Origin of the sequence: Pseudomonas sp. PSPC2-3 (genome assembly GCF_049898265.1) — a bacterium.
GTDB classification, from domain to species: domain Bacteria; phylum Pseudomonadota; class Gammaproteobacteria; order Pseudomonadales; family Pseudomonadaceae; genus Aquipseudomonas; species Aquipseudomonas veronii.
Genome location: NZ_JAFCXJ010000001.1, coordinates 615,358 through 641,292, shown reverse-complemented (window position 1 = coordinate 641,292; position 25,935 = coordinate 615,358). Strand labels below are relative to the sequence as shown.

The following is a 25,935-nucleotide window of genomic DNA, read 5'->3' as shown; positions in this document are numbered from 1 at the left end:
GGCGACTCTTTCGTGTTTGAACTCACCAGCCACGTTGGTCTGTTCCTGGCGGCATTCGGTGCCGCCACGGTATTGCCAATGCAGTCTGAAGCCGTGCTGGTCGGCATGTTGCTCTCCGACCAGGACGTCGTTTCTACGCTCTTGGCGGTCGCCACCTTTGGCAACGTTCTTGGCTCCGCACTGAACTTGTTTTTGGGCCGTTCTGTTGAGCGATTCCGCCACAAGCGCTGGTTCCCCGTGAGCGAGGGCAAGTTAGAAAAAGCCCAGCAGTCCTATCTGCGCTACGGGCGCTGGTCACTGTTGCTGAGTAGGGTGGCCATTATTCATCAGCAAAAGCAAATCAGGGGCTATTGCTCCACCTCAAAAGCCCGTTTTAGCAAGATTTCAACTTCCTCCGAAGAGGCCGCCCCAATCTCTATAATCGCCGACCTTTAATTTTATGGACATCCGGTTACATGAGGCGAGGTGTAGGGGGAGGATGGCAACGAGGCTGGGACGTTAGTGCAGATGGCCAAGATTTCGTCGTGTGCAGGGGCGAGTAGAAGGCTCTGAATGCTTAAGTCTGGTCGCCCCAAAGCAAGACGCATATTTCTGTTTTTTCACGTTGCTTTCACCGTTCTAATACACAATCACCTCTACATTTCCGCGCCATCTATGGTGCCGCTACAAGGCGAGCTCTTGACTAGTACCACTGTTCCTACCTTTGCAGGAGTGATGATATGGCTAACATCCGGATGGGTGATGCTACAGCAGGCAAAGTGAACAATCGTACCGTGCGCTTGAGCAGGAAAAATATCGCATTTGGCTTAGCTGCCATTGCCGCATTGACTGCTGCCACATGGTATTTCCTGGCGCCCCGCGTGCTGGATCTGGGTGATGGAAATAACTTTGTACAGTCCGGCCTTAACGGACAGTGGATGGAGGGTAATGTCATAGTGATGGTTAGGCATGCCGAGCGCTGTGATCGTTCAAGCAATCCCTGCTTCGGGCCCCCCAACGGCATCACGGTCAACGGCCAGCAGCAGCAGGCCCCTACAAAACCGGACACCAACTCCCTGTTAAATTGATGCTGCCGCCAAGCGCCTGAACTCCCTCGGCGAGCGATAGTTCAAAGCGCTGTGCGGATGCTGCTCGTTGTAATGTTCGAAGGCAATTGCCAGGTTACGCAACGCCGTTTCCCGATCCGGCTTGGGCATGTGCGCCACGTAATCACGCTTGATCGTCTTCACGAAGCTCTCCGCCATCCCGTTGCTCTGCGGGCTGCGAACTGGCGTGGTCACCGGCTGCAAGCCGATCTGTCGAGCAAACAGGCGTGTCTGTTCGGCGGTGTACGCCGAGCCGTTGTCGCTTAGCCATTGCACCGGCGTGGTGGGCAATTGATCACCGAAGCGCTTCTCCACGCTTTCCAGCATCAAGTCGCGGATATCATCGCCGCTGTACCCGGTCGGGCTTGCCACCCAGCCGATGGCTTCGCGATCACAGCAATCGAGGGCGAAGGTCACGCTCAGTTTGGCGCCATCCTCGCAGCGGAACTCAAAGCCGTCCGAGCACCAACGCGTATCGCTGGTTTTCACGGCAATACGGCCTTCGTGCCGACGCGGCACGCCGGGCTGTTTGAGTCGACGCTCCAGCAGCAAGTTGTGATCACGCATGACCCGGTAAACCCGCTTCACATTGATCGCCGGCAGCGAATGGGTTTCACGTTCCCGACGCAGTAATCCCCAGACACGACGGTAGCCATAGCTGGGCAACTCGCTGACCTGCTGTTGGATTTCAACCACCAACTCAGCGTCGTCCACAGGTCTGCTTCGCCGTGTCTTGGGCGATACCGATTGTTTGATTCGAACCGTTAATTGCGAGCGCGCCACACCGAGACATTCGCTGACCAGCTTCACTGGTCGTCCCCCGGCAACAAGGGTGAGTGCGCAATCCATTTTCGCGACCGGGCGATCTCCACGGCCTCTTTGAGGATTTCGGCTTCCATCGTTTTCTTGCCCAGCATCCGTTGCAGTTCACGGATCTGCTTGAGCGCATCGCTCAGCTCGGAGGCCGGCACCACGGCTTCGCCAGCACTGACCGCCGACAGGCTGCCGTCCTGATACAGCTTGCGCCACAGGAATAACTGGTTGGCATTGATGCCGTTGCGCCGAGCGACGACCGACACACTTTGCCCTGGCTCAAGGCTCTCGCGAACCATGGCCAGTTTTTGCTCCGGGCTCCAGCGGCGTCGCCGCTCCTGGCCCAAAAGCTCCCCACTCTTATCGTTGCTGTTAGTCATAAACATAACCGTTTGCCTATCCCTTATCGTAAGGGGGAAACGGTGTCCTGTCTTTCATGGGGCTCGTTCACTGGACTTGCCGCTGGCTGTCGCTAAGGGTTTGCAGAAGTTGGGTCTTGATAACGCTACCCTCATCTCCAGCCCGAAGACGCGTACCCAGCAGACAGCCGATCTCATCGCGGGCAATACCGCGACTTCACAGAAGTGGGTTGGCAAGTGCGACGCAGGCTTCAGGAATGCCGCGATGGCTTACAAGAAACCTAGGGAAAACCTAGTGCTGATTACTCACAGCGGTTGCATCGATCACTTCGAACGTACGATGCGGGTGCCTGCAGGTCAGCGATCCAGCGATTACGCCGAGGCATTTTTCATAGCTGCCGATGGTGCTAATGCGCCGAGGATCCTGGGCTCTCTGGGTTTTGCACAGTGGAAGACAGTGATGGGCGAATCGTCGAAATGATGTGGCACGCCACGCAGAGAACCATCGCGGGCTCGTCTGAAATCTACTAATGCCCGCTTTAGCCATAAGATAGACGAAAGGAAGCATCCACTAGGGTTCGTGTCACTCGCGCCGCTACCACTATTGGGAGAGCTAAATGAGGTGGGGGTCTTCCCAAGAAGCTCATTTTTCCTGTCTTCAGTCAATTTGCCTAATCTCGTCCTCATTCTTGGGACAATGGCCACCCATCGCTCTTTCATGGCAGCAGGTCCTGCGGGCGACGCACTGCCTGATTGTCATTTCAGCGCCCATTCCCTAGTTATTCAACGGGAGGTTTCTGTGAGCTGTCACTGTGAGTTTCAGCCGCACCGAGCTCTAAACCTGGTAACAGGTGAGTCGCCCCAATAAGCGAAACCGGGGCAGGGACTTGCTCTGTCGTAAGTCCTATTAGGCAAATCACCCGGCTGCTCTGCTGGTCAACTGGCGCAGGATTGATGTGCACGACGTAAGCGCCAACGTGCAGCGCAACGATCTACTCGGCAAAGGAAATATGGCAATTTCATAACAGTCCCTCAGTCTCAACTAAGTTTCGCTATGTATCTTTTCCTCTGCGCAAGTTCAGTGCAGCTCACCTCAGGAGAAGCTACCTACACATGGATCACGGAAAAGCCGGATGGCTCAACAAAGTACCCGATGTGAGCGCCCCTTCGCCGTCTATCGCCAGATCGACGATCCAGCCGGCTTCCTGCAAGCTGCGTTGTACGGTCTTGCCCAGCCGGGAGTTGTCCTCGACCGTCCGCGCTTTCATGCGTACTTCCCTAGACGTGCCCCATCCGAATTGCGCCAGTTCCAATGTATCACTCCGTTTGTTCGCCGGCACAGCATTTTAAGGAGACCCATCGCATGTCTTCGACCACCTCGATAACACCCCCCGCAGCAGTCACTAGGCCAGCCGGGATGGTGACGCTGCCCGCGCTGGCCTATCCGGCGCTGTTCATCGCCTTCGCCCTATTCTTCGTTCTGCCTCTGGGCTTCCACGGCCTCTGGGTGCCGGATGAAACGCGCTATGCACAGGCGGCCCAGGAGATGCTGAACACGGACAACTGGGTGGTGCCGCACTTCATGGGGCTGCGTTATTTCGAGAAACCCATAGGAGGCTATTGGCTGATCGCGATCGCCCAGGCGCTATTCGGCGACAACCTCTTCGGTGCGCGCATAGCCTCGGCGCTGACCACCGGTGCTACCGTGCTGCTGGTGTTCCTGCTGACTCGCCGGCTGTGGAGCGACCCACTCAAGACCTGGACCGCTTGTCTGCTGTACATGACCTTCGGCCTCGCCGCCGGGCAGGCCGGGTACTCCAACATCGACCCGCAATTGGCGCTTTGGACCACCCTAAGCCTGGCCTCGGCCTGGCTCGGCATGGAAGGCCGCAGCGCTCGGGAGCGCTGGCTAGGTTGGGCTCTGCTCGGCGCGGCCTGTGCCATCGGATTCATGACCAAGGGCTTCCTCGCCTGGTTACTGCCGGTGATCGTGGTGGCGCCTTACGCCGTGCTTCACGGGCGCTGGCGGGAGCTGCTCAAGGGCGGGCCGCTGGCGGTGCTGATCGCGGTGCTGATCAGTCTGCCCTGGGTGCTGGCGGTCAATCAGCGGGAGCCGGACTTCTGGAACTTCTTCTTCTGGAACGAGCACATCCGCCGCTTCACCAGCAACCATGCGCAGCACGCGGCGCCGTTCTGGTTCTTCATCCCCATCCTGCTTGCTGGCAGCTTGCCCTGGACGCTGTTGGTGATACCCGCCCTCAAGCGTACCTGGGCGGAGCGGCGCGAGCGCCATAGCGGGTTTCTCGCGCTTTGGTTCGCTATGCCATTCCTGTTCTTCAGCCTGAGCAAGGGCAAGCTGCCGACCTACATCCTGCCATGCTTCGCGCCACTCGCGCTGCTCATGGCCAACACCCTGGTAGACAAGCTGCGCCAGAAGGACCTGCGTCTGCTGCGCGGTAACGGGCTGCTCAACCTGGCTCTAGGAGGTTTGTCGCTGCTGGGGCTGATCGGTCTCGAACTGACTCACCCTGTGTTTTCCGGCCACCCCGCGCGCTTGGCCAGCGCGGCGCTGGTCTGCTTGGTCTGGGCGCTGTGCGGTGCGATCCAGTGGAAGCGCGCCAGCCAGCACTGGTACGCACCGGCCCTGGCGATCTGGGTACTGATCGCAGTGCTGCCGGCATCCATGCCGCAGACCATCGTCGATAACAAGATGCCTGACCAGTTCATCGCCGAGCACCTGGGCCCGCTGCAGGGCGCGCGCAGCCTGCTGAGCAACGACCTGGGTGCAGCTTCGGCCCTGGCGTGGCGTCTGAACCGCAGTGACGTGACGCTGCTCAATGTCGATGGAGAGTTGCGCTACGGCCTTGGGTACGCGGATGCCCAAGATCGACGCGTTCTGTCGAAAGACGTTAGTGACTGGCTAAGTAAGCAGATGAAGCTGGGACCCGTAGGGATTGTGCTGAAAGCCCCCGACATGCATGGCGACCAGCTTCCGTCTTGGCTTCCCGATGGAGCGAAGGTGTTTCGAGAGAACAACCTCCTAATTGTGATCACTCGCTAGCGTTATCAGGCGACTTTTCACGCATCGAGAGATTCGTCCGGTAAAGGCCTGGAATTTCCAATGCCCGCCAAGTGCATACAGCGCTCTCCGGTGCGTTATGGATCACGGTGTGTGGAAACAGCGACGTCAACGCTGCACTCGTGAGGAGGGGGGCAGCACTCCAGTGGCATCTTTTTCGTGTAGTTGCATTTCTCCCAATTTTCACAGCAGCCGTATCCAAGCTTTCGATGGCCGCACCGGTAAGTTTGTGCCCTTGCCAAAAACTCTGTAAGCGTCCGGCCAAGTCATCTTCCGAACCTCCACGGCGCTCTCGCATCCAAGCTAATCAAGTGATAAACACCATATATATCCAATGCCACGGCAAGCAATAGGCGATCAGATGGCGCGATTTTCGATTTATAGCGGATTGATTTTGGTTGGCTACTCGTCGCTGGAGAGTGGAGATCCTCCCATGGGCGTTGCTTTCGGCCAGTTCGAGCCAACCACTGGGTATCCTGCTATTCAAAACGAGTGCCGCACAAATCACTTCGACCAGTCTGGTTTGGCCCTTTCAGTTAAAACCGAAGCAGGCTTGGTTATTCCATCTATGGGAGTCGCCATTCTGGATTACGCTGAAGAGCTTCTGCCCGATTGCATCGAGATAAGTATCCTCGGCATTCCCACTGCTTTTTATGAAGAGTTTTTTCCTGCCCATGTGATCAAGTACACGCACCAATTCGCTAGGTGAGCCGCTCTATGGCGAGCAAGATGGGCCGTCTTTAGCAGGGAGGTGTGATCCTTGAGTTATCGGAGACCGCAAAAGCTACTGACTGGAGCAATTGGCAGAGCCTCAAGAGCAGGGTCAGGAACTCAGCATTGGTTGCCTCAGACCAGGCTCGCCCGTATCTGAGAGTAAGGTGTATGGTGGTCACTGGGTCTCCATTCTGAGCAGACTCGAGCGAGTAGCGTTCACCATCCGAAAATGCACCTTGGGCACATCCAGGGAACACCAACTCCAGAAATGTGATTACGGCCTCAGGGCATCCAATATCTAGCACGTCCTCGACGTTGGACAGATCGTTTTCACTGAGGTCAGTAGGCTTCAAAATAATAATGTCAAAGCTCATTGCTGCGGGCTCCCATCTTGTAATCCATTTGGCATCGGCATTCGCTTTTATATGTCCGGCTATCACGCCTCGCGTAATTAAATCGGCGACCATTTATGTGGCAGCAATTGATCGATTTCACTCGCCCGCTGCGTCGGCAGGCGCGTGAGAACGTCTTTCAGATATGCATACGGATCATGACCATTGACCCGCGCAGACTGGATCAAGCTCATGATCGCCGCCGCCCGTTTGCCGCTGCGCAGTGATCCAGCAAACAACCAGTTCGACCGCCCAAGCGCCCATGGCCGGATCAAGTTTTCGATCTGGTTGTTGTCGATGGGCACAGCACCGTCCTCCAGATAGCGGGTCAGCGCTACCCAGCGTTTGAGGCTGTAATCCAGGGCCTTGGCCGTAGCCGAGCCCTCGGGCACAAGTTCGCGTTGGGCCAGCATCCACTCATGCAGTTTTTCAGCAATGGGCATCGCTGTTTCCTGGCGCAGTCGCCAGCGATCTTCATCGCTCATTTCCTTGGCGTGTCGTTCGACTTCGTACAGCCCGCCGATTGAGTGCAACGCCTGCTCTGCCAATTGGCTGTTATTCGCTACGTGCAGGTCGAAGAACTTGCGCCGCGCATGGGCCATGCAGCCGATTTCGGTGATGCCCAACTCGAAGCTGGCCTTATAGCCGGCGAAGTCATCGCAGACCAGCTTGCCGTTCCACGTGCCCAGGAAGTTACGCGCATGTTCGCCAGCACGGCTGGGGCTGAAATCGTAGACCACTGCCTTGAGTGCCGAGAATGGCGTGCTGCTGTAGGCCCAGACGTAAGCGCGGTGGGTTTTCTTCTCACCTGGCGCCAGCATTTGTACCGGCGTTTCATCGGCGTGGACTACTCGCTGTGCCAGCACTGTTTCGCGCAGCGCATCGACCAGCGGCTGAAGCTGTACGCCGGTTTGACCCACCCACTGCGCCAGTGTCGAGCGCGGGATAGCCAGGCCGGCACGGCCGAAGATCTTTTCCTGTCGATACAGCGGCAGGTGGTCGGCGAACTTCGCCACCATCACATGCGCCAGCAGCCCGGCAGTGGGGATGCCCTTGTCGATCACCTGCGGCGGCACCGGGGCCTGGATCAGTGTTTCGCACTGCCGACAGGCCCATTTCCCACGAACGTGCTGCTCAACCGTGAACACGCCCGGCGTGTAATCCAGTTTCTCGCTGACGTCTTCACCGATGCGCTGAAGCTGGCAGCCGCACGCGCACTGAGTGTTGTCCGGCTCGTGATGGATCACAGTGCGTGGGAACTGCGGTGGCAACGGCGCACGCTTGGGTTGCTGGCGTGGCTCTGCCTGCGCGGATGCGGGATGAAGTGCTTTTAACTCGGCCTCAATGGCTTCGAGGTCGGTATTGAGCAGGTCATCGAGAAAGCTGCCTTGCGCCGGGCTGATCTGCTCACTGCGCTTAGCGAACTTGTGCCGCTTGAGAATGGCGATTTCGTGAGTGAGCTGCTCTATGATCGTCTCATCACGATGGATCTTTCTGCCCATGGTGTCGACCTTGGACATCAACTGCGCAGCCAGCGCGCGCAGTTGTTCAGGGGGCATTTGGTCGAGATCGGGCAAGGAAGTCATGCCGTGGATTTTACCAAACAGTCCTCCGGTCACAGCTAAAAGCCAGGTATTAGCGCAATGTAATTGCGCCGCCTGCACCTACTCGCTGCCAAGGCAATCCAAGTACCAGCGCCTGAAGTTGTTCGGGGTCGAGTTCGACCTCCGCGCCACGATGTATGCCCGGCCAATGAAACTTGCCCTGATTCAAGCGTCGCGCAGCTAGCCAAATACCAACGCCGTCATGCACCAGCACCTTCATGCGGTTTGCCCGGCGGTTGGCAAAGAGGTAAGCGCAGTGCGGCTTAGCCGCACCGAACACGGCAACCACCCGGGCCAGTGCAGTGTCAGTGCCGGCCCGCATGTCCATGGGCTGGGTGGCGAGCCAGATGGAGTCGATACGAATCATTGGGCCAGGCCACGAATAAAACACGCGCAGCCGTCCGGATCTGAGGCTGGCCATTTTACGGTGACGGATTTATCGCCCAGAGCCAGTGAGATGATCACCCTCTCTTCTGTTGCGCGCTTGGGTGCAGCTTGTACGGGGATGAAGGCCGGCAGAGTTGCGGGTGATTGATCCCGGTAAATCGGTAGCCACTTGCGGATCACGTTGGCGTTGATGCCGTGATGGATGGCTACGCTGGAAATCGTCGCTCCAGGTTGCAGGCATTCCTGGACGACCTGGGCTTTGAATAGTTTGGGGTAAGAGCTGCGTTGGCGCATGGAAATCCTGGCGATAAGGGTGATCGCGTCCGCTTAAAAATACGCGGACACCATCGCCCTAAATACTGGAGTTCGGTAGGTGTGTTCGCCATCCGCTTACAAAACTCTACCCTCCGCGCGGGTTCGTACTAAGTCGTGCTTTGACCCACATAGATGACTCCTGAAATACAGCACCCGCGTGGCACCATCAAAGTGAACTGGCCGATCGGAAGCGCTGTCGCCTGTGCCACTTTTCTGCGAGATCTGTTGGTATGATTGGAGTTGAAGCCATTCGGCTTTCCATCGAGCCTATGGACATGCGCGCCGGTACCGAGATCGCGCTGGCCAGATTGATCGCAGTGTTCGGTGTCGTGAAGCCGCACTGTGCATACCTCTTCGTTAATCGCCGTGCCAACGAATGAAGTTCTTGGTGCATGACGGTGTGGCAACGAAGCCCACGTGGATAATGACCCGGTGCCAACCTCTGCATGAGCTACGTCTGCAGGGCCTCCCGACTCATCTATTTTTGTGAACATAGACCGACGTCAGACGGTCGCGGTAGGGGGGGCAGGTAACCACCGTCCCTGCCGCGGCCCTTGAAAATACACCTAAAAGGGACTAGATATAAAAACGCTACCCTTTGAGACTCCGAACATGAAATCCACATTAGCCGCAGAGCTTCGCCAAATCGCCAAGAACGCTCCACGACTTTATTTCGCTCCGCTGATCGGAGCCATAAAAGAGATCCGATCTGAGATGCATAAAACCTACAACACAGAGTCAAAGAAAAATTAAGTGTTTCTTCGACTAACTCTTAGGTAGGTGGTAGATTTTTTACTTCTCCGCTACAGGCTATGCGCATGCTGAGGCGGGCCTCTCTACTTCAGCCATTAGTAGGTAAACTGCTTACGGCAGAGGAGAACAGGGTGATCAGTGGTGAACGTCTTAGCGAGCAGCAGGCTACCACCGGGTTGAAGGTGGCTTTGCGCATCATCGGCGCCTGGGAAGCCACGCCCAGTCAGGCGTGCCGGATTCTCAGAATTTCACCCGCGACCTACCGTCGCGCATGGCGTGGCATTGCTGCAGGTCAGCGGCTCGATCAAGATCAGCAGCAACGCATCGGGATGGTGCTGGGTATCCACGCTTCGCTGCGGATGGTCTTCTCCAACCAGGCAAACGTGAAAGGTTTCCCTCGCTTCAAGAACGACAATCCGTTTTTTGCCGGCCGATCGCCACTGGAAGTCATGGCTCAAGGTGACATGATTGCGCTCTTCGAGACCTACAAGCGGATCGAGCACCTGGTGCTAGCCAGCTGAGAAGGCGACCCTTATCACAGAGACATTGAGGACATCATCATCATGCTTGACGGACGTCCAGCGCTACTGGCGGAAGTCAGTGAAGCCAGCGAAGAACTCAGGCATTACATCGCTGCTGGCATGCGGAGCAGCATACTCGTGCGTTAGTTTATCTCTACTGCGTGTTCGCTGGCCGCTTACGAGTGAAAGACCGTAGCAATGGTTCCTGACGATCAGCACGAGTGAAATTCACGACATTTGTCTTCATTGCAGCAGATAGATCGAACGGGCAGTGCAAGTCCTTGAGCTTATGTTTTTTGAGACTGCTCAGCGCCAGTAGCATTAGCTCCTCCACCTCACCGGCGCTCGCTGTGTAAGCTGCGGCACGGTATGCACGAGTAATATCGAGCTGGTTCACGCACTGCCGCCCCGAGTTGCGACATTCCAGATAGGCCAGCTTCAACAGCAGTACCACCAGTCGCTTGATACCAAAAGTACAGCGGTACAGCTCAACGGCCGATTAACCAATATCAGCCTTTACGTAGGCATAGCTCGCTCTGAGACATTCAGCGATATCGTTCAGCCAATTCGCGCTACCAGGCTCGTCCGGCAACATGATTCGGGGATCAGCGAGCAGACGTTGCTTGTCCTCGCTGTTTCGGCCAAGTAGCTTACGAGCCAAGCTGTAGTTGCATACAAAAACCATCGGCACGCCAATGGCTGCCATGGTCAATAAAATGTCAGTAATCTTTGCAGCACCTGAGCCAGAGTTGGTGTGTTGCATCTCTTCTAATATCGCCAGGGAAAACTCGTTGAACGACCTGAGCCTGATTCCAGCAGGGTCACGTGAGGTGCCGCCCGAGATCAAGCGGCACATGCGACGGTTTTAATTCACACGCGATAGTTGTAATTCTCAAAAACCACCCTTCATGACTGCACTCTAGTTGTTCGTGTCAAACTATGTTGTGAGCAGCCGAGCCCTGTATTTGAAGCGCAGCCCATCTGTGTCAATCTATGTTGCTGTTGTCTTTACCCCGAATCATCCTACAGACCCCGATTTGCGCGAGGGGTTGTGTCAAATTATGTTGTTGGTACCCACCGTCTGGTTTCAGACAATCACTGCCAAAAGCCCCTGATCTCAGGGGCTTTTCTTTTTTATGTGTCTCCACCACATACCCTATTTTGGATTGTGATCTGGCTAAATATTCGTCTGTAGAGGTGCCTCAGCAGCATTTGCGGGGCAGAGCCTCGTCAGCACTGAAGTCTTTGAGACCGCACCGTTGTTCGGTGGCGTTAGCGAAGCGACGTAGCATTTGGATTGCACCCTCACGGGCTTCTTTCGATAAGTCAGATGCGAGATTGCGAGCCTCTGCGACTAAATCCGATCGAATACTTTCATAAAGCGTCACGCCTTCGGGCGTCACGGTGATCGCCAGCGCGCGGCCGTCAGTGGCATCTGGAACACGGCAAACCAGCCCCTGTTTTGCAAGCGAATCGACTAACCGGCTCGCGTTGCTCTTGTCGAGAAAAAGCTCACTGGCCAACGATTGAACGCGAACCGGCCCAGCCTTTATCACATGCTCAAGCGCATAGCATTGAGTGACGGACAGGCCTTCGCAGCAGCTGCGATCTCTGTCACGAAACTGGTAGACCCTAACCAAGTGACTCAGGGCTTCGTAAAGCTGTTCGGCATCCTGGTCGATCTGATCAATGTTTGGCATAGCACTCGGCTCGCAATTCCGGGAAAACGCTAATACCACCTTAGCAGGCGCAGCGACACATTTTTCTGGGCATAAGCGCCTGCGAAATTGTTCAATTATATTAGTTGCGGGCCGCAACGTATTTTGCGATTGTGAAGTGCGGGCACAACTTGCAGGCCTTTCAGAGGCGGTTCCGGTAACGCGGGGAGGTACATGGATGTTGGTCGAAGCGCTTAGGACGAAAACACGCTCCCGGTTACGGAACCTAGGGAGCCGTGTCTCCATTCCTCTCCCTGTCGCGATGTTGCTGGGTGCGATTCTGATCCCTCTTCTTGCCGGCACCAACAGCAGTGACGTGTTCCAATCGCTGAGCAAAGGATTCGCAAACAACCTTGGCTATTTCGCCATCGTCATCCTGAGCGCGTTTTTCATTGCCGGCTGGATCTCGACGCAAGGAAGTGCGTCCTTCGGAAAATTCGGCATCTCTCTGTCACCCTTGCTGGGTGCTGGCATGGTTTGTCCCGATACAGCCTATGCGTCTCTTGCTCCCATTGCCGGGCAACACCGCAAGTACATTGCAATCGGATGCTACTCGGGATTCAAGCTGTTAATGCCCGCGGGCCCGCTGATCATTGGGATTGGGTTAGGGGCCAACACGCATGACCCAAAGTTTCTGTATCTAGGGTTGCTGCTGACAGTCGTCACCTGGGTTGTCGGGACGGTCTGGACGTACTGGACGACCCGCACAGATTGTTCATCACCCAACGATTCGACTGATCCCACCGTGCCTCACGACTCGGTTATCAAGGTGATCCTGCCTCTGGCTGTATTTTTCCTGCTCCTGATCACCGGCTACGCCATTCCAAAGAACCAGCACTCCATCATCGAGTTCTTCACTACTCCCGCCGGTGCGCTGATCGCCACATCGTTGTTGATTGCGCTTAGCTGCAAACCTGGTGAGGTTCAAGATCTGCTGTCCAAAGCGATGCGTAGAACCAGCCCGTTATTGTTCACCATCGGTTGTGCGTCTGCTTTGGGCCAAGCCCTCGGTTTGGTGCTTCCCAAGGAACTGATTCAGCACGCATTCAGCGCGTCGGGCAGCACCACGCATATTTTGGTTGGGGTGTTCCTGCTGGCTGCGGTATTCAAAACACTGAATGGCTCTTCCCTTGCGACCTTTGCCGCCATCCCTCCTGTTCTCTCTCCAATCCTTGCGTCTGGCGCGGTGGACTTGATGAGCGTCACATTCGCCGTCTGTCTGGGATCGTTCGTCGCCATTCTCCCTAACGACAGCTATTACTGGCTGGTCAAATCGGACGCCTTTCCCGAATACAGCACCGGCAGGTATATGCGTTTGATGACCGCCGGTTCAGTTCTACAAGCATTGATCGGTCTGGCGGTTCTTCTGCTGATATCGCCTTAACTTCGAACGCCTACAAAACCAACGGCGATCTCGAGCCACCGAATCGTCGTGCCTGAACTCAAAGAGAAAGAGAATGGAGTACTTGGTCGCCATGAATTACAACGTGAGGGTCGCTACACCCGCTGATGCCTCTGCCATTCAGGCTATCTATGCGCCGATGGTTTTGAACACAGCCATCTCGTTTGAGCTGACGCCACCAACTGTCGATGAAATGGCAGAGCGGATCGCCGCAACACTGCCGATGTATCCCTATCTGGTAGCCGAGATGAATGGCGATGTCGTTGGATACGCTTATGCAAGCCAGCATCGCGCTAGAGAAGCCTATCGCTGGTCGGTAGATGTCACCGTCTATGTCGACCCTGCCGTACACCGAAAAGGGGTTGGTCGTGCGCTTTATCAGCGGCTTCTACCGCTCCTCGAGAAACAGGGGTTTCATACGGCCTACGCCGGCATCGCCTTACCCAACGCGGGGAGCATTGGTATCCATGAAGCGCTCGGTTTTACCCATATCGGCACGTACCCTGAGGTTGGGTACAAGCACGGTCAATGGCATAGCGTTGGTTATTGGCGCAAACCACTTTGTGCAGTGACACCGCCAATAGAAATTATCCCGTTCAGTGATGTAAAGGGAGAGTAGAGCAGCAAGAGGGCTGCCAGATGCTACTGCGCCAGCTTCGACATTGGTGTCTGCAGCCTCCAGGAGCTGATCGAGAATGCTGAAGCCTTCATGGTTGTGGATCAGGTGATTCACCAGGTCATCCGCATCTGACAAGCTGAAGACGGGCGTATTGGTTCCCAGCAAACAACCAAGTAGATTGCGAGCGTTTTAATTCTCTAGATCCACCGCCGGGTCTCCAGGCTCGACCCGGAACGGAAGCCCCCTACAAAAGGACGCGACATTCATGGACACTCCCTTCTGCCCAATCCACGCACGTTTGAACAATCGTCGCTTTACGGTCGCGAACAATGCCCACGGGCTATCCGGTGCCGGCACGGTGTTTCATTACCTTGTCGAAGGGGAGGCCATCTCCGGCTCTTACCAAGGCGGTCGAATCCGCGTGGGCACGCAGGTCGGGCGTGTGACAGGCGCCGATACCATCGAGTTGCTGTATCAATGCCTGACGCTTGAGGGCGAGCTGCTGGCCGGCTGGTCGCGTGGCACGGTGGGTGTGGATCAGGCCGGGCGTACCACCTTGAGCTTCGTTTGGGGATGGTTGTCGGGCGCGACGGGCGGTGGGGAGTCGAGTTACGTGGAGATCAGCGCCTAGCGGTCAGGCGCGTTCGCCCGCTCACGGCACAAACTCCACCCGCAGCGCCCGGCTCGCACTGCGGCCCTGATCGTCACTGACCCGCAAGCGGTACTCCCCCGACTTGCCCGGTCGCCAATTCAGCGTGGATTGCGGCGGGCCTTGGCCGATCAGGGTCTGGTCGGCAAACCAGTACAACGTCGTCGCGTCGCTGGCCGCGTTGGCATTCAGCGCAATGCTTTCCTGCGGTTGGGACAGGCGCAATTGATAGCTCACCTGGGTCAGCGGCGAACGGATCTGCGGGGCTTCGCTCTGGTCGCCGATGCGGTTGGGCTGGCAGTTTTTCATCACCGTAGGCGGCGTGCGTCGCGCCAGGCCGGCGGCGCGGTACAGGCGTTGTACGTCGCTGGGCCAGAACTCGAAGACTTCTTCGCGGGTGTACTGCGGGTCGAACGGCGGGCAGGCGGCTTTGCCGGTGCGGGTGTCGATCAGCACCGGGCGGTGCAGGTTGGACACGCGGATCGGCGAGACGCCGGGGATGTACCAGGTTTTGCGGGTCTGTGGGCACCAGCGGTTGGGCAATTCGCCGGAGGCCGCGCAGACGTCGATACGGATCAGCCCGGGCGGCGGCTTGTCGGGTTTGATCTGCACGTTGGGCAAGGCCAGGGGCAGGGCGTCGGCGATGCGGAAGAACAGCGGCGCGGCGGTTTTGGCGCCGATGAACGCCGGGTTCGGTCGCCCATCGAAGTTACCGACCCACACCACCAGCACGTAGGGGCCGACCAGCCCGGCACTCCATGCATCGTGGAAGCCCCAGGAGGTGCCGGTTTTCCAGGCGGTGCGCCAGTGCCGGCCGGGCAGGCCATCCGGGCGCGGGTTGCGGCGCAGCATGTCGCGCACCATGAAGGCGGCTTGAGGCGTCAGCAGCGCTGGGCCGCTGGCCTGGGGCTGTTCCTGTAAATAGCGCAACGGCCGCAGGTGCCCGTCGCCGGCCAGCATCAGGTACAGCCGCGCCAGCTCTTCGGGCGTCATCTCGCCGCCGCCGAGGGCCAGGGCCAGGCCGTAATGGCTTTCACCGCGCAGGCCCTTGATGCCGGCGCGTTGCAACAAGCCGTATAACGAAGGCGATTTCACCTGGCTGGCGAGCCACACGGCGGGGATATTGCGGCTACGGATCAACGCATCGCGCGCCGTCAGTGGCCCGACAAAACTGCCGTCGAAATTCTCCGGTTGGAAGTAGCCGAAGTTACTGGGTAAATCCTTGAGGATGCTCATGGGGTGGATCACCCCCTGGTCCAGCGCTAATCCATAGAGGAACGGTTTGAGCGTCGACCCCGGCGAACGCCGCGCCAGCACGCCATTGACCTGGCCATGGATGCCTGTGGATAAGTAATCCGCCGAGCCCACCAGTGCCTTGACGCTCTGGTCGCGGCTGTCGATCAGGATCGCCGTGGCGTTTTCCACCCCCGTGCCGCGCCGCTCGGCGATAAAGCCGCTGATCAAGCGTTCGAGCAATTGTTGCAAGGGCAGGTTGAGGGTGCTGTTCAGCTCGTTGCCGGGCTGGGACGCGAGCAACTGTTCGCTCAAGTGCGGCGCCAGAAACGCGATCTGCTGGCGGTTGCGCGCTTCCAGGGGCACGTCCAGCAGGCTGTCGTTGCGCGGGTCCTGTGGATAAGTTGCGCGCCAGTCGTTCATCAAGCGCTGCCGTGCGTTTTGCAACGAGGGCCCGAAGCGCGCGCGTCGCCCCGGCTGCTGGGGGATCACCGCCAGTGCCAGCGCTTCGGACAATGACAACTGCGCCGCCGCCTTGCCGAAGTAAATGCGACTCGCCGCCTCGGCGCCTTCGATATTGCCGCCCATGGGTGCCAGGTTCAGGTAGGCCTCAAGGATGTCGTGCTTGCTGTAACGCGCTTCCAGCCACAAGGCCAAGGCCATCTGTTGCAGCTTGCCCGGCACCTGGCGGGTGTTCAGATCCCACAAGCGCCGCGCCAGTTGCATGCTCAACGTCGAGCCGCCCTGGCGCTGGCCGCCGCTGTAAGTGGCCATGGCCGCACGCAGCAACGCCGGGGGATTGATCCCCGGGTGCCAGTAGAAATTACGGTCTTCCTTGAGCAGCAAGGCCTCGATCAATGACGGAGAAAACCTCTCCAGCGGTAGCCATAAGCGGTATTGCCCGTCATCCGCCAAGGTCATGCGCAACAGCGAGCCGTCATCGGCCAGCACCACCCTTGAGGATGTCACCGCCTGTTCCAGCGGGGCATGCGGCCACAGCCGCAGCCCCGCCAGCAGTACCGCCGCTGCCAGCAGCGGCGTCAGGCGTTTAAGGCTTGGTAATTTCAAGCTGGCCTACTTTGCCGCGCCCTTGCAGGGTGGTTTCGTACATGCCTTCGGCGTAGGCCGGTGGCGTATTGAAGGTACCGGCGTTGGTGGCGCGCACGCGGTACACGAAAGTGCCTACGTCACGCAGTGCGGTGCCGTACAACACCACCCGATCATCGCGCACGTCCACGTAGTCTGGCTGCCAGTTGCTCAGCTCGGTTTCGCCGATCGGCGCTTGCCAGGCGTCAGGCGTTTCGCTGTCTTCTACGTATTCCGCTTCCTCGCCTTCACTGTCATCGGTGCTGGCGGCTTCCGGCTCCGGCGGCAAGTTATACACAGGCTCGACGCCACCGGGCAGCAGGTCGACCACCGCCACTTGCTGCACTTGATCGCGGTCGGTCGCCCTCAGGCGCAGGCGCACCAGGAACTCATCGCCCACCGCGACCTTGCTCACCGGCTCACCGTTGAGGTCGAGGTACTCGTGGATAATCTCCAGGCCGTTGGTGATCGGCTTGAGCTTGGCGCCTTTATCAAAACCGGCTTCGCTGAGCATGTAGAACGCTGCCGGGCCGTCGGATTTTTCCATCAGCAATTTTTGCGTGGCGCTCGGCACTGCGGCGCGCGGCGGTTGGCCGGCCATCTCCAGCAATTGTTGCTGTTTGTCGCCCAACCACGCGCTGGCCTTGAGGGTCATGTCGCTTTGTGCGCGCTGGCCGTAGTTATCCAGGGCGCGCAGTAACAGCGCCGCCGACAGCGAGTTGTAACGTTGCTCGTTAAGGCGCTTGCCGAGTTTATCCAGCAGCGCCGCCGGCACCTCGTCCAGTAGCTCGGGGAAATGCCGTGCCAGCAAGTGCAGGTGTTCGGCGTCATGCACCAACGGGTCGTAATACAGACCGTCGCTGTTCCACTTATCCACAAGCGAACGCCATGGAATCTTACGGAACAGCGTATCCGCCTGGCGATCCTGCTTGAGCAGCTTGTAGCTGGCGGCCAGGTAGGCGGCGCCCAGGTCGTTCTGCCAGGTGTCCTTGAAGTAGCGCTCGTAGCGCTCACGGATATCGCTCAAGGCGCCGCTCACCAGAATCCCCTGACGGCTCAGCAGGTAACTGGCGTAGGCACGGTTGCGCAATTCCGACAGGCCTTCGCTGGGGCCGTTGGCCAGGTCTGTCAGATAGGTATTGGCCCGTACCAGCAGGTCTTCCGGCACCGGCAGCCCGCGTTCCTTGGCTTCGATCAGGAAGTCGGTGGCGTACAGGCTGGCATATGGCGCTACGTCCGGGTTGGCCGCCCACAAACCGAAACCGCCGGCCTGGTTCTGGCGCTGGCGCAACATCCGCACCGCGCTGGCGAAGGCCTGTTCGGCCTCGGGCGCATTACCACCCCAGATCAACGCTGGCATGGCTTTGGACACCAACTGTTCGGTGCAGGCGTAGCCGTAGTCATCCAGGTAATGCTTGAGACCGTTTGCCCACACCAGTGGCGACGCCGCCACACCCAGTTGCACGTCGCGCAGTTGGCTGAACAGTTCGCGGGTGGGCTTGAGCTCTTTGCTGGCGCTGTCGAAACGGCCCAGGCTCAGGGCCACGCGGTGTTCGCTCAGAGGGCGGATCGAGGTGGTTTCCGCCACCTGAATGCGCTTGCCATTCGGCAACACGGCGATAAAGCGCAGATCTGCCGAGCCGAGGGTGTCGCCGACTTTGATCTTGAACTCGGCGGTGCCTTCCTTGCGCGGTTGCAGCGACAAGGTGCTGCCTTTGTCGCCCTGCACGTTGAGGCCGTTGCTGGTCTGCACTTCAAACTTCACATCCGCCGCCGCGTCGAGGTTGCTGAACACCCCGGCGCTCACGTTGAACACATCCCCCGGCGCGACGAAAGCCGGTACGTTTGGCGTGATCACGAGCGGCCCGCGCACCTCGGTAGTGGCCTCGCTGACGCCCACGCTGTCGGCATCCACCGCCACCGCGAACAGGTGCAGCTTGCCGTTGAAACTGTCCGGCACCTGGTAATGCAGCACGCTTTCACCGGCTGGCAAGTCCACCAGCCCGGACCACCAGGCCACAGGCGGCTGGTGTTTACGCTTGAACGGGTTGAGGTGATTAGCCAACGCGCCTTCGGTATCGCCACCGGGCGCGGCCCCACTGAGCAGGCGGCTGAATTCCGGCAGGATCAGGTCAAGAATCTGACTGGTGCCGACTTCCAGCGCACGTTTCTGGAAGAAGAAGCCCAGCGGGTCTGGCGTCTGGTTGCGCGCCACCTGCAGGATGCCTTCGTCCACCGCATACACCACCGCACGGCCCGGGCGGTCGGCGTTGACCTTGATATCCAGAGTCTGCCCCGGTTCGATCTGCGCCGGGCCGTCAACCTTCAATGGCATGCGCCGCGCATCCAGGTTGATGCTGAACGGCACCACGCCGTAGGACAGCGGGCTCATGTAGACCTCGGACGAACCGATGTCGCGCACAAACTGCACGTTGACGTAGGCATTGCCCTCAAGCCCTGCGGGCACGCGGATATGCTGCACACTGTTGGTGCTGTCGGCCTTGAACCACTGCTGGGTGTAGACCTTGTCACGCTCGATGGTGATCAGGCCCGCCCCGGTGTACGGCGCGCGGACACTGATGGCAATCTCATCCCCCGTTGCGTAACTGCGTTTATCCAGGCGCAGTTGCAGCTCGGCGTTGCGCTCCAGGGAGCGCGAGGTGTTGCCGCGCCCGGCCACGCTGTAGTCGATCTGGTTCAGCAGCTTGCCGTTGGCGTCCTTGAGTTGCAGGGTGAAATCGCCAGGGGTGGCGGTGTTCAGGGTTTGCTTGGCGCCGTCCTTGGTCATCACCAGCGGCGAGGCGGGCTGGCTGATGTTCTTGATCCGCGATTCGTATTTGTAGGTGCCGTTGGACTGCTTCACCAGCACCGAGACGTAGCGGTGCTCGACCACTTCGCTGGTCAGCCCGTCCACCGCCAGCGGCGTGAGATCCGGCGCGACGGCCAACCATTGCACCTGGCGCGGGGCGTCCTTGGCGACATACGACAGCGAGTCCTGACTTTTCACACCCACCAGGTAGGGCGCAGACGACACCAGCAACGCACTTTGCGCCGCCACATTGCGCCCGCCTTCGGCCTCGAACACCTGAGTCATTACCTGCAGGCGGTAAGTGCTGTTGGCGAAGCGTTGCAGGTTGAGGTCGAGCACGGCCTGGCCGTTGTCATCGACGGTGGTCTCGGCCAGGTCTTCGGTGCTGGCCTCTTCCAGCGCATCGTTGAGGCGGAAGCGGTAATCGGGGTAACGCTCGAACGCCGCGAGCGTCGGGCTCAGGGACATCTTCGCGGTCACGCGACGGCCGGCCGCCGGGGCGCCGAACAGGTGCATTGCGCTGACTTTGGCCACCACCTGCTCCGGTGGAATCCAGCCCGGCACTGGCGTGTCGTGCAGGCTCAGGCTGACTTTCATACGGTCCGGCTCGAAGTCGCGGACCTTGAAGCTGACACTGCCCAGGTCGGTGCGGGTCTGTTTCGCGCCGATCAGTTGCAAGGTCGCGGTGTAATCCCCGGCCGGGGCCACTTCGCTGCTGGGGAAATCAAAGGTTTCAAAACCGCTGGCGGACAGCTTCAGCGGCTGGCGAATCACTTCCAGGCCGCGAGGGTCGGTGATTTGCAGCTCCACCGGCAAGCCTTGCAGGGCGCCTTTCCAGTTGCCGCTGCGCACGATCATGCCCAGGTGCGCGGTTTCGCCGGGCCGGTACAGGCCACGGTCGGTGAACAGGTAGGCGCTGAGGCGATCGATCGCACCGTCTTCTTGCAAACCGCCTACGTCGAAGCGCGACAGATCCAGCTGTTGGGACTGACGGGCAATCGGCAGGAAGGATTGGTCATTACCGCGACTGACCACATACATCAGTGGCGTTTTCTCACGGCGCAGTTCATCGAGTTTGGCGAAATGCGCGTGGCCTTCGGCGTCGGTGTGGCCGCTGGCGACCGGCAGACCGTTACGGCCGATGATGTCGACTTGCGCGTCGGCCACCGGCGAACCGTTGCCGATGGACTGCACATACACGTCATGGCTGCCGTCGCTGGAGCGCTTGGCGATGATCCCGAGGTCTGTCACCACGATAAAGCGCAGGTCGCTGGTGCTGCTGCGGGAGTAGTCGAATGTGCGTTCGGCCGGGTCATCCTGTGGGCTGAGCTTGAGTACGAAAATACCGCGTCGGCCGCCGTTGGCGGTCAGGTAATGGCTGAGGTCGACGTTGTCGTAGACGGTTTTCGCCGGGTCGTTGGACGACAGCGGAATATCCAGCGACTGACGCTCGACCATGCGATCGAAGTACTCATTACCGAAGTTCGGCCGTGCAAAGCTGCCGCTGCTCTGGTCCACCAAATGCTGCAACTGGTTGGGCAGCAGGCGAGCGATTTCCACATGGGCGCCGGGCACGCCACGGGCCATGAAACCCAGGCGTTTTTCGCCGGTGAGGCTGAGCAAGGCGCCGTCGGAGAGGAACTGCAACGTGCGCGGGTAGGCCGGCATGCTGATCAGCGACGCTGTGGGGTTTTTCGCCAGGTAGCCGCCGATGGCTTCCAGGTTGGCGGGCACGCGCACATACAGCGCACGACCGGCCGGGGCCTTGAACTTGAATGCGTGCAGGGTGTTGAGCGGTTCGACGCTGGGCACGTGGGTCAGGTTGACCTTGGTGCTGCGGGCCAGCAGGGCATCGTCGATGTCGTTGCTGTTATAGGGGCGCGTGTCGTCCTCGGCTTTTTCCGGTAGCAACCAGGCCTGGACCTTACCGGCGATGGTGTCATCGGCTACGGCGCTGGAACTGCTGAACATCAACACCGGCTCGGGTTCGCCGCGTTCGTTGTCGACAAAGCTCACTTCGGCAGCGGTAAACGTCAGGCGATAGCGACCGGGCACGGTGACTTCGGCCACCAATGGCGCGTTGCTGGCGTTGCCGCCGTCCCGGGCCTTGATGCCTTCGTCGAGCTTGGCGCTGACGGGCGTGCTTTCCAGCGGGGTGGCCAGGGCGGCGGAGCGTACATAGGCGTTGAGCTTGGTCTCGTCGAAGCTGATTTCCGGGCGATTGGGTAACTGGGCGTCGCGGTAGGCGAGGCCTTTGCCGAGAATGATCGAAACCCGCTTGCGTAGGCTTTCCTCGTCGACCGGGTGGGAAAAACGGAAAGTCGCCACCAGTTGTTTCAGCGTCGGGTTGGACGGGTCCTGATACAACTCGTTCTGCGAAAGGCTGGCGCGGAACGGTTGAGTGGAGAACTGGCCGCTGTACTGGCTGAGCAACACGCCGTCGGCGAGCAGGTTTTTCTTCGCCAGATCGAAGGTGTAATGGGTGTCGATGGGCCAGTCTTTTTCCGGCGTGAACAGCAATGTGCGGTCATCAGACCAGCGCCAGGCCCCGGCTACAGCGGGTTTAAGGGTAATGCCGGCGGTGACCGGCTTGCCGATCGCCGCCAGGGGCGCGACGGACTCGGCAAAACGCACCTGCAAGTTATCCACAACCGCGGGTTGCTGGGTGTAGTCGGTCAGGTTGGGTTTGTGCAGCGAATAACCCACGGTGTGCGGCTGCGGCAGGTTGGAGTACCACTGCCAGCCGTAGAACCCGGCGGCGGCCAGCAGCACCAGGCCCAACACTCCGCCCCCGGCCCGGCGCGGGTAAGCGCGGGCCTTGCTGCCCAGGTTCAGCACGCCCCGGCCGATGGCGCGTAGCCAGAACGGCGGCTGCCATTGGCCGAACAGGGCACCCACCACAGTTATTAACGCACCGAACAAACGGCGAAAGATCGTTTTTAACGTGTCGAACATGGTGAGCATCCCTGGCTAAGTGCGGCGTATCTTACACGCGTCTTTGCGACAAAAGATGAGGGCGATACGTCACATCAATGCCGAGCGTGCGGGAGCATGCCCGCCCTCATATGTTGATCTTCGTCGGGCTTGAGGGCGGTGTCGGTCAGGTCCACCAGTAGCGCACAAGGTGGAAGAAAATCGGCGCCGCAAAGCACACCGAATCCAGCCGATCGAGCATTCCGCCGTGCCCCTCGATCATATGCCCCCAGTCCTTCACGCCACGGTCGCGTTTGATCGCCGACATCACAATGCCGCCGGCAAACCCCAGCAAGTTGATCAGCAGCGCAATCAGAAACGACTGCCACGGGTTGAACGGCGTGGTCCACCACAGCGCCGCGCCGATCAGCGAGGAGAGCAGGATGCCGCCGACAAAGCCTTCGACGGTTTTCGACGGCGACAAGTTGGGCGCAATCTTGTGTTTGCCGAACAGCTTGCCGCACACGTACTGCAACACGTCCGACAGTTGCACCACGATCACCAGGTAGGCGATCAGCAGCAGGTTGCGGCCTTCATAGCCGGGGATGTCGAGGGTGAGCAGGGCGGGCACGAAGGACACGCAGAACACTGCGATCATCAAGCCCCATTGCACCTTCGAGGCGCGCTCCAGGAAGTGTGTGCTGTCGCCGCCGAGGGAGGCGAGGATCGGCAGCAGCAGGAACACGTACACCGGGATGAAGATCGAGAACAGCCCGTACCAGTCGGCGTAGATCAGCAGGTATTGCAGCGGCAGCGCCAGGTAGAACGCGGCCACCAGCGCCGGGTAGTCGCTGCGCCGGGTCGGGGTGAGGGTGAGAAATTCACGCAGGGCATAGAACGACACGGCATAGAACAGCACGATCACCGCGCCGGTGCCGAGCCAGAAGGCGATGCCGATCATCACCACCATCACCCACCAGGCGTTGATGCGGGCGTTGAGGTTGTCGATCACCGCATTCGGCGTGCCACGGCTGCGCAGCTTGAGGATCAGGCCGATCAGCGAGGCGAGTACCAGGATCGCGCCGATTCCGCCGAACAGCATCAGGGTTTGGCTATCCATCTCAGGAATGCTCCGGGGCGAGGGCGAGCAGGGCGTCGCGGGTGCGGGCTAGGAAGGCGGCTTTGTCTTCGCCTTCTTCCAATTGCAGTGGCGCGCCGAAGCTGGTGGTACACAGCAGAGGCAGCGGCAGGACGCGCCCCTTGGGCATGACGCGGTTGAGGTTGGCAATCCACACGGGGATCAATTCGGCCTGTGGGTAACTTTTTGCCAGGTGATACAGGCCGCTTTTAAACGGCAGCAAGCCGTCTTCCAGATTGCGCGTGCCTTCGGGAAAGATGATCAGCGAGTCGCCGCCTTCCAGTGCGGCGAGCATGGGCTGCAAGGGGTTATCCACAGGGTCTTTGCGCTCGCGGTCGATCAACACGCCGTTGAACACGCGGTGGATGATGTAGCGGCGCAGCGCACTGTTGTTCCAGTAGTCGCTGCCGGCCACCGGGCGCGTGAATTTGCGCAGGTTCTGCGGCAGCGATGCCCACAGCAGCACGAAGTCGCCGTGGCTGCTGTGGTTGGCGAAGTAGATGCGTTGCACCGGCACCGGCGCGCAGCCCAGCCACAGGCTGCGGGCGCCGGTGACGGTGCGGGCCATCGAGGTAATCAGGGTGGCGACCACGGGTTCGAACATGGGAATTCCTTATCCGGCGAAAGGTAGCCAAGGGCTGGCGAGAATCACGCCCAGGGTCAACAGCACTTGCGCGCCCAGCAGCCAGGCTTGCTTGCGCAGCAGTTTGAGGGCGCCGCGACGGCGTTCGGTCCAGGGTCGGCCGGCGCGTTTGGGCGACTGCAGGCCGAGGGTTTGCAGGGCCTGGTCGAGGTCCGGGGTGCGTTCGGTGTTACGGGCGAGCAGGGCGAACAGGTCGGCATCGAAGGCCACGCGCAGCGCCCAGTACTTTTGCAGCAGGCCGAGGATAATCATCCACAGGCTGAGCAGCAGGCAGATCGGCGCGATGCTGGCCATCAGCAGTTGCGCCAGGCCGAACAACACGCCCAGCAGCGTCAGGCCTGTGGATAACTGATCCAGTGAGCGGCCGCGGCGCAGCAGGCTGGCGACGACCTGGAGTTCCATATCAGCAGGCATGGGGCAAGGCCTCCAAAGCATGGCGATGAGCGGGATGCAGGACCACCTGGGTCCGCGCTGTACGAATAATAGCCAGTGCCTGATCCACCGTGGCGGCGCGCCCGCTGTGCAGCAGCCAGGCCGCCACAGCGGTGGCGCTGCGCGAATAGCCAAGGGCGCAGCACACCAGCACCGGGCCGCTGGCGCGCAGGCGTTCGATGGCTTGCGCGGCTTGCAGGCATTCGGCGGGGGTCGGCGCGATCAGGTCGAGGACGGGGACGCTTTGATAGGCACGGCCCTGTGGATTAATCGGCAATTCCGCGCACAGATCGACGATGGCCTTGAATGAACCTTGCTCGCGCACGGTAGGAAGCCGACCGAGCGAGACGTTATCCACAATCAGGTCGGGCTGTGGATGCGTGCGCGTCCACAGCCGTGAATTGAGCCACGCCGCTGCCAGATACGGCGCATACAGCCAGCGCGCCGCGGGGGTCAGTCGACCGTCGGCACGCTTCTGGAAACCTGGCGCGCCGAGGACGACGTAATTCGCCATGATCAGCCCCAGGGACAGCGCCGGCCACAGCAGCCATAGCCACCACCCGCCGTAAGTCAGCGCGAGGAGGAACAGCCCCAGCGCGCCCAGGCCGTAGCGCAACCCCAGGCGCCAGCGCGTGGAATCACGGGTCAGCCGCGCATTCAGCAGCGGGCTCGGATGTTCCAGCGGCCACAGCCACACGCACAGCCAACCCGCCAGGGCACCTGTGGGTAAGTCGATAAAGTGGTGTTGATAAGTGGTCAGCACTGAAACCCCGATCAACCCGAACCAGCCATGCACCAGCCAGCGCCAGGCGCCCTGGGTGTGGCGTTGGTACATGATCCACAGGATCACCAGCAGCGCGATATGCAGCGACGGCGCCTGGTTGAACGGTTTATCGAAACCGGCCAGCACGGCAAACAGCCAGCCGAACACGCCATCCAGCTCCGGCCGTTCGAAGGTGAAGCGCAGCGGCCAGATCAGGAAGCAACTCACGGCGATGAGCTGCGCACTCAGCAGGCGCAGCGCATGTTGCTTCAGTTCATGGCGGCTGTTGGGCAGCAGCAGGGAGAAACCGTAGAGCAGGTCGATGGTCCAGTAGGGCACGATGGTCCAGGCCCAGAACGGCATGTGGGTTTCCCAATCGAACACCAGTGTGCCGACGTCGCTGCGCTGGCTGGTGACCCATGTGGCAAAGCCGTAGGTGCTGAAAAACAGCGGGGCCAACAGCAACAGCCACAGGAACGCGGGCTTTAACAGGCCGGGTTCGCGCATG

General features: G+C 59.6%; 22 protein-coding genes. 9 read left to right on the top strand and 13 right to left on the bottom strand.

Annotated features, from left to right (window positions below; all coding sequences use genetic code 11):
- Nucleotides 1-12: 12 nt before the first annotated feature.
- Complete coding sequence (locus tag ACP7E3_RS02950) at nucleotides 13-435, top strand: YqaA family protein (RefSeq protein ID WP_017850083.1); 423 nt, start codon at nucleotides 13-15, stop codon at nucleotides 433-435.
- Between the two features lie 284 nt (nucleotides 436-719).
- A complete protein-coding gene (locus ACP7E3_RS02945) occupies nucleotides 720-1,067 on the top strand; it encodes a hypothetical protein (RefSeq protein ID WP_426122231.1) in 348 nt (115 codons plus the stop codon).
- Here ACP7E3_RS02945 and ACP7E3_RS02940 read toward each other — a convergent pair.
- Nucleotides 1,059-2,278, bottom strand: a protein-coding gene (locus tag ACP7E3_RS02940; RefSeq protein WP_371923911.1) for an IS3 family transposase whose coding sequence is annotated in 2 segments (ribosomal slippage) — nucleotides 1,059-1,933 and nucleotides 1,933-2,278 — 1,221 coding nt in all. Because the reading frame shifts where the segments join, the coding sequence is not laid out codon by codon here. The two genes, ACP7E3_RS02945 and ACP7E3_RS02940, sit on opposite strands and share 9 nt — an antisense overlap.
- Nucleotides 2,279-2,522: 244 nt before the next feature.
- On the opposite strand from ACP7E3_RS02940, the gene ACP7E3_RS02935 reads away from it, so the two are divergent.
- Nucleotides 2,523-2,738, top strand: a complete 216-nt coding sequence (locus tag ACP7E3_RS02935; protein WP_152480508.1) for a hypothetical protein — start codon at nucleotides 2,523-2,525, stop codon at nucleotides 2,736-2,738.
- Nucleotides 2,739-3,375: 637 nt separating this feature from the next.
- Here ACP7E3_RS02935 and ACP7E3_RS02930 read toward each other — a convergent pair.
- Nucleotides 3,376-3,570, bottom strand: coding sequence for a hypothetical protein (locus tag ACP7E3_RS02930; protein ID WP_426122228.1), 195 nt, complete (start codon nucleotides 3,568-3,570; stop codon nucleotides 3,376-3,378).
- A gap of 104 nt (nucleotides 3,571-3,674) precedes the next feature.
- On the opposite strand from ACP7E3_RS02930, the gene arnT reads away from it, so the two are divergent.
- Both arnT and ACP7E3_RS02920 read left to right on the top strand, forming a co-directional pair.
- The gene (gene arnT, locus ACP7E3_RS02925; RefSeq protein WP_017850078.1) at nucleotides 3,675-5,318 is read left to right on the top strand and encodes a lipid IV(A) 4-amino-4-deoxy-L-arabinosyltransferase; all 1,644 of its coding nucleotides are present in this window, start codon (nucleotides 3,675-3,677) and stop codon (nucleotides 5,316-5,318) included.
- A gap of 451 nt (nucleotides 5,319-5,769) precedes the next feature.
- Nucleotides 5,770-6,045: a hypothetical protein gene (locus ACP7E3_RS02920; RefSeq protein ID WP_003397615.1), complete on the top strand. Its 276-nt coding sequence runs from the start codon at nucleotides 5,770-5,772 to the stop codon at nucleotides 6,043-6,045.
- A 456-nt stretch (nucleotides 6,046-6,501) separates the two neighbouring features.
- Here ACP7E3_RS02920 and tnpC read toward each other — a convergent pair whose 3' ends face one another.
- Genes tnpC through tnpA form a run of 3 tightly spaced genes read right to left on the bottom strand, consistent with a single transcriptional unit; the run spans nucleotide 6,502 to nucleotide 8,727 of the window.
- Nucleotides 6,502-8,028, bottom strand: a complete 1,527-nt coding sequence (tnpC, locus tag ACP7E3_RS02915; RefSeq protein WP_017850076.1) for an IS66 family transposase — start codon at nucleotides 8,026-8,028, stop codon at nucleotides 6,502-6,504.
- Nucleotides 8,029-8,077: 49 nt separating this feature from the next.
- Entirely contained in the window at nucleotides 8,078-8,413 is a 336-nt protein-coding gene (gene tnpB / locus ACP7E3_RS02910; RefSeq protein ID WP_017850075.1) for an IS66 family insertion sequence element accessory protein TnpB, read from the bottom strand.
- Nucleotides 8,410-8,727 carry an IS66-like element accessory protein TnpA gene (gene tnpA / locus ACP7E3_RS02905; protein ID WP_017850074.1) on the bottom strand — a complete coding sequence of 106 codons (318 nt, stop codon included), beginning with the start codon at nucleotides 8,725-8,727 and terminating at the stop codon, nucleotides 8,410-8,412. The genes tnpB and tnpA overlap by 4 nt, the downstream gene beginning before the upstream one ends.
- Nucleotides 8,728-9,632: 905 nt before the next feature.
- On the opposite strand from tnpA, the gene ACP7E3_RS02900 reads away from it, so the two are divergent.
- Nucleotides 9,633-10,022 carry an antitoxin Xre-like helix-turn-helix domain-containing protein gene (locus ACP7E3_RS02900; protein WP_026140409.1) on the top strand — a complete coding sequence of 130 codons (390 nt, stop codon included), beginning with the start codon at nucleotides 9,633-9,635 and terminating at the stop codon, nucleotides 10,020-10,022.
- Nucleotides 10,023-10,521: 499 nt separating this feature from the next.
- Here ACP7E3_RS02900 and ACP7E3_RS02895 read toward each other — a convergent pair whose 3' ends face one another.
- Both ACP7E3_RS02895 and ACP7E3_RS02890 read right to left on the bottom strand, forming a co-directional pair.
- On the bottom strand, nucleotides 10,522-10,878 hold the full coding sequence (locus tag ACP7E3_RS02895) for a hypothetical protein (RefSeq protein ID WP_017850071.1): 357 nt from the start codon (nucleotides 10,876-10,878) through the stop codon (nucleotides 10,522-10,524).
- Nucleotides 10,879-11,224: 346 nt separating this feature from the next.
- Nucleotides 11,225-11,722, bottom strand: coding sequence for a MarR family winged helix-turn-helix transcriptional regulator (locus ACP7E3_RS02890; protein WP_046381585.1), 498 nt, complete (start codon nucleotides 11,720-11,722; stop codon nucleotides 11,225-11,227).
- A 196-nt stretch (nucleotides 11,723-11,918) separates the two neighbouring features.
- On the opposite strand from ACP7E3_RS02890, the gene arsQ reads away from it, so the two are divergent.
- From arsQ to ACP7E3_RS02875, 3 genes are all read left to right on the top strand, one after another.
- A complete protein-coding gene (gene arsQ, locus ACP7E3_RS02885; RefSeq protein ID WP_256822764.1) occupies nucleotides 11,919-13,124 on the top strand; it encodes an arsinothricin export permease ArsQ in 1,206 nt (401 codons plus the stop codon).
- A gap of 91 nt (nucleotides 13,125-13,215) precedes the next feature.
- A complete protein-coding gene (locus tag ACP7E3_RS02880; protein WP_046385144.1) occupies nucleotides 13,216-13,761 on the top strand; it encodes an arsinothricin resistance N-acetyltransferase ArsN1 family B in 546 nt (181 codons plus the stop codon).
- A 265-nt stretch (nucleotides 13,762-14,026) separates the two neighbouring features.
- Nucleotides 14,027-14,392, top strand: coding sequence for a hypothetical protein (locus ACP7E3_RS02875; RefSeq protein ID WP_046381587.1), 366 nt, complete (start codon nucleotides 14,027-14,029; stop codon nucleotides 14,390-14,392).
- A gap of 21 nt (nucleotides 14,393-14,413) precedes the next feature.
- On the opposite strand, the gene pbpC is transcribed toward ACP7E3_RS02875, so the two are convergent.
- The 6 genes from pbpC to ACP7E3_RS02845 all read right to left on the bottom strand — a co-directional run bounded on the left by pbpC (nucleotide 14,414) and on the right by ACP7E3_RS02845 (nucleotide 25,934).
- Nucleotides 14,414-16,711: a penicillin-binding protein 1C gene (gene pbpC / locus ACP7E3_RS02870; protein ID WP_046381588.1), complete on the bottom strand. Its 2,298-nt coding sequence runs from the start codon at nucleotides 16,709-16,711 to the stop codon at nucleotides 14,414-14,416.
- Nucleotides 16,692-22,493 (bottom strand): MG2 domain-containing protein, encoded by a 5,802-nt coding sequence (locus ACP7E3_RS02865; RefSeq protein WP_426122223.1) that lies wholly within the window; start codon nucleotides 22,491-22,493, stop codon nucleotides 16,692-16,694. Before ACP7E3_RS02865 ends, pbpC begins: the two co-directional genes overlap by 20 nt.
- Nucleotides 22,494-22,638: 145 nt before the next feature.
- On the bottom strand, nucleotides 22,639-23,571 hold the full coding sequence (locus ACP7E3_RS02860; RefSeq protein ID WP_108525785.1) for a phosphatidate cytidylyltransferase: 933 nt from the start codon (nucleotides 23,569-23,571) through the stop codon (nucleotides 22,639-22,641).
- Nucleotide 23,572: 1 nt separating this feature from the next.
- Nucleotides 23,573-24,193: a lysophospholipid acyltransferase family protein gene (locus ACP7E3_RS02855; RefSeq protein WP_017850066.1), complete on the bottom strand. Its 621-nt coding sequence runs from the start codon at nucleotides 24,191-24,193 to the stop codon at nucleotides 23,573-23,575.
- A gap of 9 nt (nucleotides 24,194-24,202) precedes the next feature.
- Nucleotides 24,203-24,646, bottom strand: a complete 444-nt coding sequence (locus ACP7E3_RS02850) for a hypothetical protein (protein ID WP_017850065.1) — start codon at nucleotides 24,644-24,646, stop codon at nucleotides 24,203-24,205.
- On the bottom strand, nucleotides 24,636-25,934 hold the full coding sequence (locus ACP7E3_RS02845; RefSeq protein ID WP_426122220.1) for a phosphatase PAP2/dual specificity phosphatase family protein: 1,299 nt from the start codon (nucleotides 25,932-25,934) through the stop codon (nucleotides 24,636-24,638). Before ACP7E3_RS02845 ends, ACP7E3_RS02850 begins: the two co-directional genes overlap by 11 nt.
- Nucleotide 25,935: the final 1 nt, after the last annotated feature.

Bases quoted from the DNA above. Each gene is read 5' to 3' on its own strand.
- ACP7E3_RS02845 (WP_426122220.1), bottom strand. From the start codon at position 25,934: ATGCGCGAACCCGGCCTGTTAAAGCCCGCGTTCCTGTGGCTGTTGCTG.
- ACP7E3_RS02875 (WP_046381587.1), top strand. From the start codon at position 14,027: ATGGACACTCCCTTCTGCCCAATCCACGCACGTTTGAACAATCGTCGC.
- ACP7E3_RS02860 (WP_108525785.1), bottom strand. From the start codon at position 23,571: ATGGATAGCCAAACCCTGATGCTGTTCGGCGGAATCGGCGCGATCCTG.
- tnpC (WP_017850076.1), bottom strand. From the start codon at position 8,028: ATGACTTCCTTGCCCGATCTCGACCAAATGCCCCCTGAACAACTGCGC.
- ACP7E3_RS02880 (WP_046385144.1), top strand. From the start codon at position 13,216: ATGAATTACAACGTGAGGGTCGCTACACCCGCTGATGCCTCTGCCATT.
- ACP7E3_RS02920 (WP_003397615.1), top strand. From the start codon at position 5,770: ATGGGCGTTGCTTTCGGCCAGTTCGAGCCAACCACTGGGTATCCTGCT.
- ACP7E3_RS02895 (WP_017850071.1), bottom strand. From the start codon at position 10,878: ATGTGCCGCTTGATCTCGGGCGGCACCTCACGTGACCCTGCTGGAATC.
- tnpB (WP_017850075.1), bottom strand. From the start codon at position 8,413: ATGATTCGTATCGACTCCATCTGGCTCGCCACCCAGCCCATGGACATG.
- ACP7E3_RS02850 (WP_017850065.1), bottom strand. From the start codon at position 24,646: ATGCCTGCTGATATGGAACTCCAGGTCGTCGCCAGCCTGCTGCGCCGC.
- ACP7E3_RS02855 (WP_017850066.1), bottom strand. From the start codon at position 24,193: ATGTTCGAACCCGTGGTCGCCACCCTGATTACCTCGATGGCCCGCACC.
- arnT (WP_017850078.1), top strand. From the start codon at position 3,675: ATGGTGACGCTGCCCGCGCTGGCCTATCCGGCGCTGTTCATCGCCTTC.
- ACP7E3_RS02865 (WP_426122223.1), bottom strand. From the start codon at position 22,493: ATGTTCGACACGTTAAAAACGATCTTTCGCCGTTTGTTCGGTGCGTTA.
- ACP7E3_RS02935 (WP_152480508.1), top strand. From the start codon at position 2,523: ATGGCTTACAAGAAACCTAGGGAAAACCTAGTGCTGATTACTCACAGC.
- tnpA (WP_017850074.1), bottom strand. From the start codon at position 8,727: ATGCGCCAACGCAGCTCTTACCCCAAACTATTCAAAGCCCAGGTCGTC.
- ACP7E3_RS02890 (WP_046381585.1), bottom strand. From the start codon at position 11,722: ATGCCAAACATTGATCAGATCGACCAGGATGCCGAACAGCTTTACGAA.
- ACP7E3_RS02945 (WP_426122231.1), top strand. From the start codon at position 720: ATGGCTAACATCCGGATGGGTGATGCTACAGCAGGCAAAGTGAACAAT.
- arsQ (WP_256822764.1), top strand. From the start codon at position 11,919: ATGTTGGTCGAAGCGCTTAGGACGAAAACACGCTCCCGGTTACGGAAC.